This is a genomic window from Streptomyces sp. NPDC101194, from assembly GCF_044767885.1.
GTDB lineage: Bacteria > Actinomycetota > Actinomycetes > Streptomycetales > Streptomycetaceae > Streptomyces.
Genome location: NZ_JBIWOS010000006.1, coordinates 350,630 through 363,122, shown reverse-complemented (window position 1 = coordinate 363,122; position 12,493 = coordinate 350,630). Strand labels below are relative to the sequence as shown.

Below are 12,493 nucleotides of genomic sequence, written 5' to 3'. Positions count from 1 at the left end.
GGGGTCACACCTTCTCTGTGCGGCGGATGCGTTCCTGGTCGGTTCTTCGTACGTAGGCGCGGAGCAGTTCGTGGATGCGGTACGGGCCCGGCGGGCCGTCCTCCAGCAGTCCGGCGTCGGCCAGCCGTTCCAGGGCCGCCTCGGTGACGGCCGGGACGTCCTCGGCCGTGAAGGAGGCCCCGGGTGCTGCCCCGACCCGCAGGAACGCCTCGGACAGCCGCGGGTCGAGCCGGTTCAGCGCGCCGTCCAGGAGGGCCGTCACGGACAGGCCCGGGGAGTCGGTGAGGGTGAGCCGGGCGAGCGGGTCCTGGCCCAGCCAGCCGACGGCGTCACCGAGCCGCAGTGCGGGGCGGGTCAGCAGGCGGGCCGTCAGGATGCGCAGCGCGAGCGGGAAGTGGCCGCACAGCGCCGTGAGCCGGTGCGCGGCCTCCGGCTCGGCCTCGACCCGTTCGGCGCCGAGCACGGACAGCAGCAGCGCGTACGACTCCGCCCCGGTGAACGCGGAGAGCCGGTGCACCCACCCGCCGTGCGTGGCGACGAGCCCGGCGAGCCCCATCCGGCTGGTGACGACCACGGCTCCCCGCGCCTGTGCGACGAGGGGCAGCAGCGGGCGCACCTGGTCGGCGTCGCGCACGTCGTCGAGCACGAACAGGGTCCGCCCGTCCGCCTGTCCGGGGCGCAGGGCCGCCGAGACCTCCGCCGCGACCTCGGCGGTGCCGCGGGGTTCGCCGTCCGGCCGGGTCGTACGGATGAGCAGCCGGCCGCCCGGGAAGCCGTCCCGGACCAGGTGCGCGACGTGATGGGCGAGTGCCGATTTGCCGATGCCCGGTGCCCCCGACACCAGCACGGTGAGCGGGTGCCGGTCGTCCTCGCCGGCTGCGGCGGGGGCGGTGAGACGGGCCACCATGGCAGCGGTCTCGGCGTCCCGCCCGGTGAAGTTCGGAACCGCGGGAACCTCCGGCGCCACGAGTGGCGCGCCCGCCCCCGGCACGGCCGCGGGCGGGGCCCAGGGCACCGTCGCCCGCCCCGTCGACGCCGGGGCGGAGCCGTCGGCCACGACCACCTCGCCCTCGACGACCCTCGCGAGGGCACCGGGCGGCCGCAGGGGCCGGCTGTCCTCGGCCGCCGGGTCCTCGCCGCGCAGAATCGCGAGTTCCAGCTGCTGGAGTGCGGGAGAGGGGTCGACACCCAGTTCGTCCAGCAGGAACCCCTTGACCCTCCGGTACTCCGCGAGGGCCTGGGTCTGCCGTCCGGTCCGGTAGAGCGCCTCGATCAACTGCTCGTGGAGCCGCTCATGGCCCGGGTATACGCGCGTAGCCGTCCACAGTTCGACGAGGGCCTCCCCGTAGCGCCCGAGGCCCAGCAGCAGGTCGCAGACCCGTTCCACACTGCGCAGCCGCTCCTCCGCGAGCCGCGGCACCTCGTCCCGGTGCAGCACGTCGGAGCGCACATTGGCCAGCAGTGAGCCCTGCCAGAGGGACAGCGCGTCCTTGAGCGTGCAGAGTTCGGCCTCCGGGTCCTCGGACATGGCCACCGCACGGCGCACCTGGTCCCGGAAGCCGAGCAGGTCCAGCGAGTGCGGCTCGGCGGTGATCCGGTAGCCGCCGGGCACCGCCTCGATGGAGGTCTCCGTCACCCCGTGCTTGGTGAAGAGCCGGCGCAGCCGCAGTACGCAGGTCTGGAGGGCGGCCTTGGCGGTGGCCGGCTGTACCTCCCCCCACACGGCCCGCTGGAGGTAGTCGGCGGACACCACGGCGTTGGCGTGCAGGAGAAGCGCGGCCAGCAGGATCGTCGGCTTCGACGGCTGGAGCACGACGGCCTCGGGACCGTCCGTGAGGGTCAGCGGCCCTAGCAGCTGAAACCGCATCACGGCGGTCAGTCCGCGTCCGACGGACAGCGCCGTCCGCCCGGGGGGCGGGGCGCGCGGCGTCCGGTGCGTGCCGCCACGGGGCCGAGGGCCGCCCCCGTACCGGGCCTGCCCGGATGCATCCGACGACCCGACGGGGGTCCGTGCCGGGCGTCGCGCGCCGGGCGGGATCTGTCGGGCACGGCCTAGTCCCAGCCGTTGACCAGCTTGCACACCTGAACGGGTGCGGCGGGCAGGAGGAGCCGGTCCAGTACCGTCTCCAGGTGCGTACAGGCCGCCTGATCCGCCTGTGCGGGGCCGTGTTGCCCGGCCGGGGGACCGAAGGAGGCCGTCCCCGCGGCGGAGGCGGCACCGGCGGAGAGCGCGAGCGAGACCAGGGCGAGACCGGTGACGGCGGCAGTACGTGCGGCGCCGGCCGGCCGGCGCGAGAGCGAAGAGCTGAACACGATTCCCCTTCGGCTGTTGCGTCCTGCCGGGGGTTCCCGGCAGGACGACGATGCCAGCGAGGAGGGCGCACGGGCGCGCCCGGACGTGTCAGCTTGCTGCACGGACCACGGCAGCTTCGTGCAAGCGGCCCAGGGCGCGGGAGGCCCCCGGGAACGCCTCGGACCGGGGCCGCACGCGTCCGGCCCCGGAGGGTTTGGAGGAACACCCCGGGGCCGGATCAGTCATCCTACGTGGGCCGTCGCCGCGGCTAGTCCGTGGCGATCGCGTTCAGCACGTTCATCCTGCCCGCCCGGAACGCCGGGACCAGGGCCGCGAACAGGCCGACGAAGGCCGAGGCGACGAAGACCGTGAGGATCGTCGGCCACGGGATCTCCAGGACGTCGAGCCCTTCCAGGGCCAGCAGCTTCTGGGCCGCCGTGCCCCAGCCCATGCCCAGGCCCAGGCCGAGCAGGGCGCCGAAGACCGCGATGACCACCGACTCCAGACGGATCATCCGGCGCAGCTGGCGGCGGGAGAGGCCGATGGCGCGCATCAGTCCGATCTCGCGGGTCCGCTCGACCACCGACAGCGCCAGGGTGTTCACCACTCCGAGCACCGCGACGATGATCGCGAGGGCCAGCAGGCCGTAGACGATGTTCAGCAGCTGGCCGATCTGCTTCTTCAGCTGCTCCTTGAAGTCGGCCTGGTTCTTCACCTCGTACTGCGGGTACTTGGCGAGGGCGTCCTTGAGGGCGGCGTACGCCTCCTTCTCCTTGCCGTCCTCGGCCTTCGCGAACATCATCATGTTCTTCGGCAGGCTGTCGGCGGGGACGTACCGCGCGGCGGTCGTGACGTTCGTGTACATCGCGCCCTTGTCGATGTTCACGTCGTCCGAGGTGATCGCGGCAAGCCTCAGCTTCGCGGTCTCGCCGCCCCTGAACGCGACGGTGAGCCGGTCGCCGACCTTGAGGTGGTGCTTGGTGGCGTACGTCTCTCCGACGGACATGGCGTCCTTGCCGTACGCGTCGGCCAGCTTCCCGGCGACCGTCTCGCGGCGGACGTCCTCCTGGTACGTGGGATCGACGGCGGCCAGGACCTTGTTCTCGGTGGTGCCGTCGGGAGCCGTGAGAGCGGCGCCGACGACCTTGTAGCCGGTGAAATGCTCGATGTCCGGCACGGACTCCAGGGATTTCACCGCCTGGTCCACGAGGAGCGTCGGGTTGCCGCCGGACGGCTGGACGATGAAGTCCGCGCCGACCGACTTGTCGAGTTCCTCGGTGGCCGAGGCGACCATGGAGGAGCCGACGACCGAGAGGCACGCCACCAGGGCGAGGCCGATCATCAGTGCGGCGCCGGTCGCTCCGGTGCGACGTGGGTTGCGCAGGGCGTTGCGCTCCGCGAGCCGTCCGACGGGGCCGAACATCCGCAGCATGACCGCGCTCAGCACCCGGACCACGAAGCCGGCCAGCAGCGGGCCGATCACGATGAAGCCGATCAGGGTGAGGACCACGCCCACACCGAGGAGGAGCGAGCCCTCGCTCGACTTGTCGGCGCGCGTCGCGGCGAGCAGCGCGGCGCCACCCGCGAGGGTGAGGACCAGGCCGATCGCGGCCCGGACCCGGCCCGCGCGGCCGTCCGCCGGCGTTCCGGCGTCGCGCAGGGCGGCCATCGGGGAGATCTTCCCGGCGCGGCGGGCCGGGATGTACGCGGCGACGACGGTGACGAGGATGCCGAGCGCGAGGCCGACGACCGGGGTCGTCCAGGCGATCGTGAGGTCCTTGGTGGACAGTTCCATGCCCATGGCGCCCATGAGCTTCATCAGGCCGACGGCGAGGCCGATCCCGGCGCCGACCCCGAGGACGGAGCCGACGATGCCGAGGAACAGCGCCTCGATCAGTACGGACCGGTTGACCTGCTTGCGACTGGAGCCGATGGCCCGCATCAGGCCGATCTCGCGGGTGCGCTGGGCGACCAGCATCGAGAAGGTGTTGACGATCAGGAAGATACCGACGAGGAAGGCGATCCCGGCGAAGCCGAGCATCGCGTACTTCATGACGTCGAGGAAGGAGCCCATCGAGTCCTTGCTGGCGTCCGCGGCCTCCTTCTGGGTCTGGAGCTCGTACCCGGAGGTGTCGCCGAGCGTGGTGGCGACGTTCTTCTTCAACTGGGTGTGGGAGACACCGGATTCGGCGGACACGAAGACGACGCTGAACACGTCCCGCGCGCCGAGCAGCTTCGTCTGCGCGGTGGCGGTGTCGAAGTAGACGACGGCCGCACCGGGGTTGGTGACCTTGAACGTGACGATGCCGGTGATCTTCGCGTCGATGTCGCCGTTGGGGGTGATGGTGCGCAGCGAGTCGCCGATCCCCAGGTGGTGCTTGTCGGCGGTGTCGGCGTCGAGCATCGCCTCGGTCGGACCGCGCGGCAGGCGACCGGAGGTGATCTCCATCGAACGCAGGTCGTTCTTCGTCCAGTTGCGCGCGATCGTCGGGCCGCCCGACGTCGGGCCGATGTTCTTGTCGTGGCTGTCGACGACGGTGACGGACGTGCTGACGGCCGCGCCCTCCGCGTCCTTCACCCCGGTGGCCGCGGCGACCTTCTCGACGGTGGCGGCGGGCACCGTGACGGGCTTGCCGTTCTCCGGCAGCCGGTCGTTCTCGTCGGGGCCCTTGGGCCGGACGGTGACGTCGGCCGCCGTCGCGGCGAAGAGCTTGTCGAACGTGGTGTTCATGGTGTCGGTGAAGACGAGCGTGCCGCACACGAACGCCACCGACAGCAGGACCGCGACGGCGGAGAGCGCCATGCGTCCCTTGTGCGCGAAGAAGTTGCGCCTCGATGTCTTCCAGACGGTCATGAGGTCCGCCCGCGGGAGTCGAAGTCCTTCATGCGGTCGAGGACCTGGTCGGCCGTCGGGTTGTGCATCTCGTCGACGATGCGCCCGTCGGCGAGGTAGAGCACCCGGTCCGCGTAGGAGGCGGCGACCGGGTCGTGGGTGACCATGACGATGGTCTGGCCCAGCTCGTCGACCGACCTGCGCAGGAAGCTCAGCACCTCGGCGCCGGCCCGCGAGTCCAGGTTCCCGGTGGGCTCGTCACCGAAGATGATCTCCGGCCGGGCGGCGAGCGCCCTGGCCACCGCGACGCGCTGCTGCTGGCCGCCGGAGAGCTCGGTGGGGCGGTGCTTCAGCCGCTCGGCGAGGCCGACGGTCTCCACGACCTGCCGCAGCCAGGCCGCGTCGGGCCTGCGGCCCGCGATGTCCATCGGCAGCGTGATGTTCTCCAGCGCGTCGAGCGTGGGCAGCAGGTTGAACGCCTGGAAGATGAAGCCGATCCGGTCCCGGCGCAGCTGGGTGAGCTTCTTGTCCTTGAGCCCGGTGATCTCGGTCTCGTCCAGGAAGATCTGACCGGAGGTCACGGTGTCCAGTCCGGCCAGGCAGTGCATCAGCGTCGACTTGCCGGAGCCGGACGGACCCATGATCGCCGTGAACTGCCCGCGGGCGATGTCCACATCGACATGGTCGAGCGCGACGACACGGGTCTCCCCCGCGCCGTACGCCTTGACGACCTGCCGCGCCCGCGCAGCCACGGCCGTACGCCCTCCAGTGCCCCCGTGCCTGGGAATGGTTACAGCCGTTGTCACGGTTTTTCTCCTATGTCCGTCAGTGTTCAGGATGTCGCGGTGTATGGATGAAGTCTGGTGTTCCGAGAGGGGTCGGCGCTCTGGTGCGCAGCGCAGTCTTCGGGTGGGGTTTCCCCCACCACGCCCCCTGTGGCCAGCCGCATTCGCGGCGGTGATCAGCCGTTTTTCACGGTGTAGGAACACGGTAAGGAGCGGAACCGTGCGGTCACGTCCTCCGCCGGGAGGAAGCTCCCCTGGGCAAAAGTGGGGAGCGCCCCTTAGGGGTATCGGCCCCCGGGTGGAGACGGTCCTCAGGGGCTGGACCCATGGGTGCACGCGCCGGGGTCCGCCGGGCCCTGCGGACCCCGGCGGACCGGCGGCACCCTCCCCGCCGGGAGCCGCGGGTGAGACAGTGTCACGAGAAAATACGTGCAGGGGGAAGGAATCTTGGTGAGCGGCGCGGGCGGCAGTACCGAAGCGATGTCCGGGTCCGGGGTGGACCCGGCCCCGTCCCCCGCACCACCGCGCGGACGCGGTCCGGTGGTCGCCGCCCTGATGCTCGGCATGGCCCTGGCGGCCATCGACGGCACCATCGTCTCGACCGCCGTCCCGCAGATCGTCGGCGATCTCGGCGGCTTCTCCGTCTTCTCGTGGCTGTTCTCCGGCTACCTGCTGGCCGTGACGGTCACTCTGCCGGTGTACGGGAAGCTCTCCGACACCTTCGGCCGCAAGCCGGTCCTGATCGCCGGCATCGTCCTGTTCCTGTTCGGTTCGGTGCTCTGCGCCGCCGCCTGGAACATGGCCGCGCTGATCGCCTTCCGGGTCGTCCAGGGCCTGGGCGGCGGCGCCCTCCAGGGCACCGTGCAGACCATCGCCGCCGACCTCTACCCCCTCAGGGAACGCCCGAAGATCCAGGCCAAGCTGTCGACCGTATGGGCCACATCAGCGGTCGCGGGGCCGGTGATCGGCGGACTCATCGCGGTGTACGCGGACTGGCGCTGGATCTTTCTGATCAATCTGCCGGTCGGGGCCGTCGCGCTCTGGCTCGTCGTACGCCACCTGCACGAGCCGTCCCGCATCCGCCGGGCAGCCGGCGCGCCGCGCCCCCGCATCGACTGGGCGGGCGCCCTCGCCGTCTTCGCCACCGGCACCCTGCTGCTGACGGCGCTCGTCCAGGGCGGGGTCGCCTGGCCCTGGCTCTCCGCCCCGTCCCTCGGGCTGCTGGCCGGCAGCGTCGTGCTCGGCGCGCTGACGGTCGTCATCGAACGGAGGGCCGCCGAGCCGATCATTCCCGGCTGGGTCTGGCGGCGACGGACCATCGCCTCGGTCAATCTCGCGCTGGGCGCGATGGGACTGCTGATGGTCGCCCCCACCGTCTTCCTGCCGACGTACGCCCAGTCGGTACTCGGCCTCGGCCCCGTCGCCGCCGGTTTCGTGCTGTCCGTGATGACTCTGAGCTGGCCGGTCTCCGCGGCATTCTCCAACCGCGTCTACAACCGCATCGGCTTCCGCCTCACCGCGATCATCGGCATGGGCTGCGCGCTGCTGATACTGCTCGCCTTCCCGCTGCTGCCGTATCCGGGCGAGCCCTGGCAGCCCGCCCTGATCATGCTGCTGCTCGGCGCGGCGCTGGGGCTGTTCCAGTTGCCGCTGATCGTCGGGGTGCAGTCGACGGTCGGCTGGGCCGAGCGGGGGACGACGACCGCGTCGGTGCTCTTCTGCCGGCAGGTCGGCCAGAGCGTCGGTGCCGCGCTCTTCGGCGCCGTCGCCAACGGGGTCCTCACCTCCCGGCTGGCCGCCGCCCCGGTACCCGGACTGCCGGGCGACCTGGACGCGGTCTCGCACGCCCTGGACGACCCGGGCAGCCTCTCGGCCGCCGCGACGGACCAGTTGCGGCGGGCCGTCGACGCCGCCGTCGACCATGTCTACCTGGGTGCCGCCGCGGCCGCGGCGCTCGCCCTGCTGGTGCTGGTCCTGCTGGCCCCGCGCCGCTTCCCGGTCCTCGCGGAGGAACCCGGCGGCGACACCTCCGCGCCGTAGTTCGGGGAGCTCCATTTCGTCGAAAGTTCACGCAACTGAGCCATTACCGTGGGTAGTTCCAGCCATACTCTCCTCAACTGCCATACCCACGAGTAATGTTCGCGCTTCCTACAGCACACCCGCACTCCTGCCTTGCCGTCCGGACCAGGACCCGAGCCTTGCAAGGAGCAGCACCCAGATGTCGTACGGAAACCCGCCCCCGCCCCCGTATCCCGCCCGGCCCGAACGGCTGCCGAAGCCGTCCCAGCGGAATCAGCCCCCGCCTCCGTACCACCCCGACTACCTGCTCCCCTGGCAGAGTTCGCAGCCCTCGCCGACCGCGGAGGGGCCGGACGCGCCCGCCGCACCCGCGTCCTCCGCTCGTCATGGCGATCTGCGCCGACTGCGCACCGCGTACCGGGCGCTGCGGCGCATCACGACGCTGACCGCACTCGGCTACTTCATCGTCTTCCTGCTGCTCTCCGGCTTCGCCAAGGACCTGATGGACCGGCCCCTGTTCGGCGGTCTCGACCTCGGCCTGGCGCTCGGCCTCTGCCAGCTCCCGGTGACGCTGCTCGCCGTCGTCCTGTACGAGCGGACCGCCCGGCAGACCGTCGATCCCCTCGCCGCCCGGATCCGAAGGGCGGGAGCGGCCCGGTGAACGGATTCGACAACTCCGCGCAGACCATGTCTCTGGTGGCCTTTCTCGCCGTGGCCACCGTGGCGCTGCTGCTCTGCGTGATGACCGGTCCGGACCGCGACGACCTCGACGAGTTCTACACCGGCTCCCGCTCGCGCTCCCCCCTGCGCAGCGGCCTCGCCCTGGCGGGCGACTACCTCTCCGCCGCCACGGTCCTCGGCACCACCGGAATCATCGCCCTCACCGGCTACGACGGGATGATCCTCGCCCTGAGCATCACCCTCTCGCTCGTGCTGCTGATGTTCCTGCTGGCCGAACCGCTGCGCAACGCGGGCGGGTTCACCATGGGCGACGTGCTCGAACGCCGCGCCTCCGGCCGCGCGGTCCGCATCGCCGCCTGCGCGGCCGCGCTCGCCGCGCTCGTGCCGATGATGGTCGTCCAGCTCGCGAGCAGCGGCGATCTCCTCGCCTTCATCCTGGGGTTCGACAGCTCGGGATTCCGCACCGGCGCCATCATCGGCCTCGGCATGCTGATGATCGGCTACGCGGCGATCGGCGGCATGAAGGGCACCTCGCTGATCCAGGTCGTGAAGACCGTGGTCCTCTTCGTCGCCGCCCTCACCATCGCCGTACTGATCATGAACCGGTTCGGCTGGGACACCGGCGCCCTGCTCTCGGCCGCCCAGCAGGGCAGCGGGGCGGGGAGCGCCTATCTGCGCTCGGGACTCCAGTTCGAGGGCAGCGGGCTCGACATGGTCAGCTCCGAACTGACCGTGGTGCTCGGCGCCGCCTGCCTGCCGCACGTCACCCTGCGCATGACGAACGCCCCGTCCACCCAGGCCGTCCGCCGCTCCCTGTCCTGGGCGGTCTCCGTGGTCGCCGGGATCTGTCTGCTGCTCGTCGTGATCGGCTTCGGTGCCGGCGCGCTCGTCGGGCATGACGGCATCACCGCCGCCGGGGCATCCGGGAACAGCTCGATCCTGCAGGTCAGCGGAGCCGTCGCGGGCGGCGGCCAGATGGGCGCGCTGATCGTCACGACGATGACGACGGCAATCTTCCTGACACTGCTCGCCTCGGTCGCCGGAATGATCCTGGCCTGCGCCAACGCCCTCGCCCACGACCTCTTCGCCCACGGACTGCACGGGGTGCGTCGCCGGAACAGGCAGCCGGTGGCCGGCCTGTCCGAGATGCGTACGGCACAGGTCTCGGCGGTCGCGGTCGGGCTGCTCGCCATCACGCTCGCCGTCGTGGCCAGGCACTGGAACGTGCAGGCGCTGGCGACCCTCTCCTTCTGCGTCGGAGCGTCGGCGCTCGCCCCGGCGCTCGTCTACAGCATGTTCTGGCGACGCTTCACCCGTACCGGACTGCTCTGCACCCTGATCGTCGGCACCGTCACCGTCATGGTGCTGATCACCGGCACCAATCTGGTCTCGGGCTCCCCCTCTTCGGTCTTCCCCGACCACGACTTCAACTGGTTCCCGTTCACCACGACCGGGCTCGTCTCCATCCCGGCCGGATTCCTGGCGGGCTGGCTGGGAACCGTCCTCCCCCGCTACACGGCGGCCGAGGCCCGCCGCCGCTACGACAGGGAGGAGCCCCGCATCCTGGCAGGGGTGCCACCGGCACCCCTGCCCTGAACCACCCCGGGCCACAAGGCCCCGGTGCGTACCCGCGGCTCCTCAGTCCTCCGCCGGATCCGGGGCCACCCGCCCGGTGAGCGCCGCGAGCGAGTTCCGCACGTGCGTCATGTGCGCCTGCGCCTCCTCGCGGCCCTCCTCGTGCTCCCGCAGGATCCGCTCCGTCTCCCGGACCACCCGCTCCTCGCGGACCCGGGCCGCGGCGAACAGTTCCGCACCCCGCGCGTCGGCGTCCTCCTGGCGGTGCCGTGCGGCCTCCTCGGTCTCCGCCAGCGCCCGCCGCACCTCGGCCAGACCGGCCTCCGCCCGCTCGATCTGCTCGTCGTGTCGGGCCGCCTGCGCGGCCTCGGCCTCGGCCAGCTCGCCTTCGGCCGTCTTCCACCGCTCGGTGTGCTCCTGCTCCTGGTGCGCCAGAACACTCGCGGTACGACGACGCGTCTCGGCCATCGCCGAATCCGCCTGCTCCCGCACCTCCGCGGCCTCCCGTCGGGCCTCGGCAACGCTCTCCTCGGCGGTGCCCCGGGCCGTGGCCAGCGTCTCCTCGGCGTACTTCCCGGCCGCCGTCCGCATCGCCTCGGCGTCCGCGCCCGCCGACGCGCGGAGCCCGCGGCCCGCCTCCTGTGCCGCGTCCCGCAACGCCTGCGCATCCTCACGGGCGGCGCCCCGGACGTCCTCGGCCTCGCTCTCGGCGAGCCCCAGGATCCGCTGGGCGCGCTCACCGAGCGATGCGTAGTTCTGCGGGGCGAGCGCGGCGACGACCTCGCCCAGCCGCGCCGACTCGGCCGACAGCTCGTCGACCAGCGCGGTCAGCCGGGACACCTGCTCCCGCGCCTCGTCCCGCTCCGCCGACAGATCGGCGGCCTTGTTGTCCACCTGCTCCGGGCGGTAGCCGCGCCCTCGCACCACGACGAAGCCGTGCGGGGACACCGGTGCAGAACTCATCCTTGAAGCCTCTTTCCGACTCTCCGATCAGCAATACGTCAAGGATGCGGTAATTGGCACAGAAGTCGGAATCGATCAGCCGCGTTCCGGACGGAAGCGACAGGCATCACAGACCGAGCGGGGGTGCCCCGACCCTGGTCGGGATCCGGGCCGCCCCCGCACGGCTGCCGGGTCAGATCAGCCCGTCCCACATCTGCTCGAGGAGTACGGACCACCAGCTCTCCGGCGACGCCAGCGCCGCCGCGTCCAGCGCCACCAGCTGGGCCTGGAAGTCGACCGTCCAGCGACCCGCCTGCTCCGGGTTGAGCCCGAAGCGCAGCCGCCACATCCGGCCGAGCAGCGCCATCGAGCGCTGGAACTCCGGCAGTCCGGTGTTCACGAACTGCGGCGCGGCCGACTGGCCGTGCCCGCCCGCGGGGGAACCCGCCTCGACCGGCACGGCCACGATGTTCGCCGTGCCGTACTGAACACAGATCGCCCGACCGAAATCGGTCCCCATGACGAGGTACGACCCGGCGTCCGGGGCGGCCTGCACCTGCCGCTGCGCGGCGAGCTCGGCCAGCGTCGGCACCACCGGCTGCCCCGGCTGCGCCCAGAAGAACGGCCCGAAGTCGGCGGGCAGCCCCGCCCACACCAGGCTCCGCGCCACGGTCTCGGGCACGCCCTGACGGGACACCGCACGCTGGTCGAAGCGGAGGATGCCCTGCGGGCCGAAGCTCTGCAGCAGTTCCTGCGCGACGACCTCCGGCGGCACCTGCGGCGCGGCCGGCATCTGCGGCAGCGGCGCACGCACCGGCGCCGGGCGCGCCGGCCCGTCCGCCACCTGGTGCAGCTCGCCCTGATGCGTGAGCAGATGCTGCATGCCCTGCTGGCGGCTGGCGTGATCGGTGCCGTACGGGGCGACGCTGGTGATCCGCACCTGCGGCCAGGTCTCACGGATCATCCGCGCGCAGTAGCCACCGGGAAGCTCGCACGACTCCAGCTCGGTGTGCAGCTCGATGACCTGCTGCGGCGGCACGTTCATGGCCCGCAGCTCGTGCAGCATCTGCCACTCGGGATGCGGGGTGCCGGGCGCCGAGCGGCGGATCAGCTGCTGCTCGCTGCCGTCGGGCGCGCGGTAGCGCAGCACGGCCTGATAGCCGGGGCCGACGGTCGGCTGACCGCTCGGCGCCTGCGGATAGCCGTACGCCGGGGGCGGCGGGCCGTGCGGATTCGGTGGTACGGGGCCGCCGCCCTGCGGTATTCCGGGCGGACCGGGAGGACCGGGGGGCTGCGGCGCACCGGGACCACCCATGCCGGGGTCGGCCAGCATCGTCGCGGCATGATGCACACCCCCACCCGACG

9 protein-coding genes are annotated in these 12,493 nt (G+C 71.9%); 3 read left to right on the top strand and 6 right to left on the bottom strand.

Features of this window, described 5'->3' with window-relative positions; all coding sequences use genetic code 11:
- Positions 1 to 4 precede the first annotated feature (4 nt).
- From ACIRP2_RS24165 to ACIRP2_RS24150, 4 genes are all read right to left on the bottom strand, one after another.
- Positions 5 to 1,867 (bottom strand): BTAD domain-containing putative transcriptional regulator, encoded by a 1,863-nt coding sequence (locus ACIRP2_RS24165; RefSeq protein WP_404253757.1) that lies wholly within the window; start codon positions 1,865 to 1,867, stop codon positions 5 to 7.
- Between the two features lie 185 nt (positions 1,868 to 2,052).
- Complete coding sequence (locus ACIRP2_RS24160; protein ID WP_404253514.1) at positions 2,053 to 2,313, bottom strand: hypothetical protein; 261 nt, start codon at positions 2,311 to 2,313, stop codon at positions 2,053 to 2,055.
- Between the two features lie 248 nt (positions 2,314 to 2,561).
- Complete coding sequence (locus ACIRP2_RS24155) at positions 2,562 to 5,147, bottom strand: ABC transporter permease (RefSeq protein ID WP_404253512.1); 2,586 nt, start codon at positions 5,145 to 5,147, stop codon at positions 2,562 to 2,564.
- Positions 5,144 to 5,932, bottom strand: a complete 789-nt coding sequence (locus ACIRP2_RS24150; RefSeq protein ID WP_404253510.1) for an ABC transporter ATP-binding protein — start codon at positions 5,930 to 5,932, stop codon at positions 5,144 to 5,146. Before ACIRP2_RS24150 ends, ACIRP2_RS24155 begins: the two co-directional genes overlap by 4 nt.
- 459 nt (positions 5,933 to 6,391) lie before the next feature.
- Between ACIRP2_RS24150 and ACIRP2_RS24145 the strand changes: the two genes are divergently transcribed.
- The 3 genes from ACIRP2_RS24145 (at position 6,392) to ACIRP2_RS24135 (ending at position 10,207) form a co-directional block, all read left to right on the top strand.
- Entirely contained in the window at positions 6,392 to 7,951 is a 1,560-nt protein-coding gene (locus tag ACIRP2_RS24145) for an MFS transporter (RefSeq protein ID WP_404253755.1), read from the top strand.
- 178 nt (positions 7,952 to 8,129) lie between these two features.
- Positions 8,130 to 8,591: a DUF485 domain-containing protein gene (locus tag ACIRP2_RS24140; RefSeq protein ID WP_404253508.1), complete on the top strand. Its 462-nt coding sequence runs from the start codon at positions 8,130 to 8,132 to the stop codon at positions 8,589 to 8,591.
- Between the two features lie 26 nt (positions 8,592 to 8,617).
- Positions 8,618 to 10,207 carry a cation acetate symporter gene (locus ACIRP2_RS24135; protein ID WP_404253753.1) on the top strand — a complete coding sequence of 530 codons (1,590 nt, stop codon included), beginning with the start codon at positions 8,618 to 8,620 and terminating at the stop codon, positions 10,205 to 10,207.
- A 42-nt stretch (positions 10,208 to 10,249) separates the two neighbouring features.
- Here ACIRP2_RS24135 and ACIRP2_RS24130 read toward each other — a convergent pair whose 3' ends face one another.
- Positions 10,250 to 11,149 carry a cellulose-binding protein gene (locus ACIRP2_RS24130; RefSeq protein WP_404253506.1) on the bottom strand — a complete coding sequence of 300 codons (900 nt, stop codon included), beginning with the start codon at positions 11,147 to 11,149 and terminating at the stop codon, positions 10,250 to 10,252.
- A gap of 172 nt (positions 11,150 to 11,321) precedes the next feature.
- Positions 11,322 to 12,493: SUKH-4 family immunity protein (locus ACIRP2_RS24125; protein WP_404253504.1), on the bottom strand; the 1,172-nt coding region annotated here is incomplete at its 5' end.

What these genes read in the sequence shown, in the direction of transcription:
- ACIRP2_RS24165 (WP_404253757.1), bottom strand. Translation starts at nt 1,867, where the DNA reads ATGCGGTTTCAGCTGCTAGGGCCGCTGACCCTCACGGACGGTCCCGAG.
- ACIRP2_RS24155 (WP_404253512.1), bottom strand. Translation starts at nt 5,147, where the DNA reads ATGACCGTCTGGAAGACATCGAGGCGCAACTTCTTCGCGCACAAGGGA.
- ACIRP2_RS24145 (WP_404253755.1), top strand. Translation starts at nt 6,392, where the DNA reads ATGTCCGGGTCCGGGGTGGACCCGGCCCCGTCCCCCGCACCACCGCGC.
- ACIRP2_RS24140 (WP_404253508.1), top strand. Translation starts at nt 8,130, where the DNA reads ATGTCGTACGGAAACCCGCCCCCGCCCCCGTATCCCGCCCGGCCCGAA.
- ACIRP2_RS24135 (WP_404253753.1), top strand. Translation starts at nt 8,618, where the DNA reads ATGTCTCTGGTGGCCTTTCTCGCCGTGGCCACCGTGGCGCTGCTGCTC.
- ACIRP2_RS24130 (WP_404253506.1), bottom strand. Translation starts at nt 11,149, where the DNA reads ATGAGTTCTGCACCGGTGTCCCCGCACGGCTTCGTCGTGGTGCGAGGG.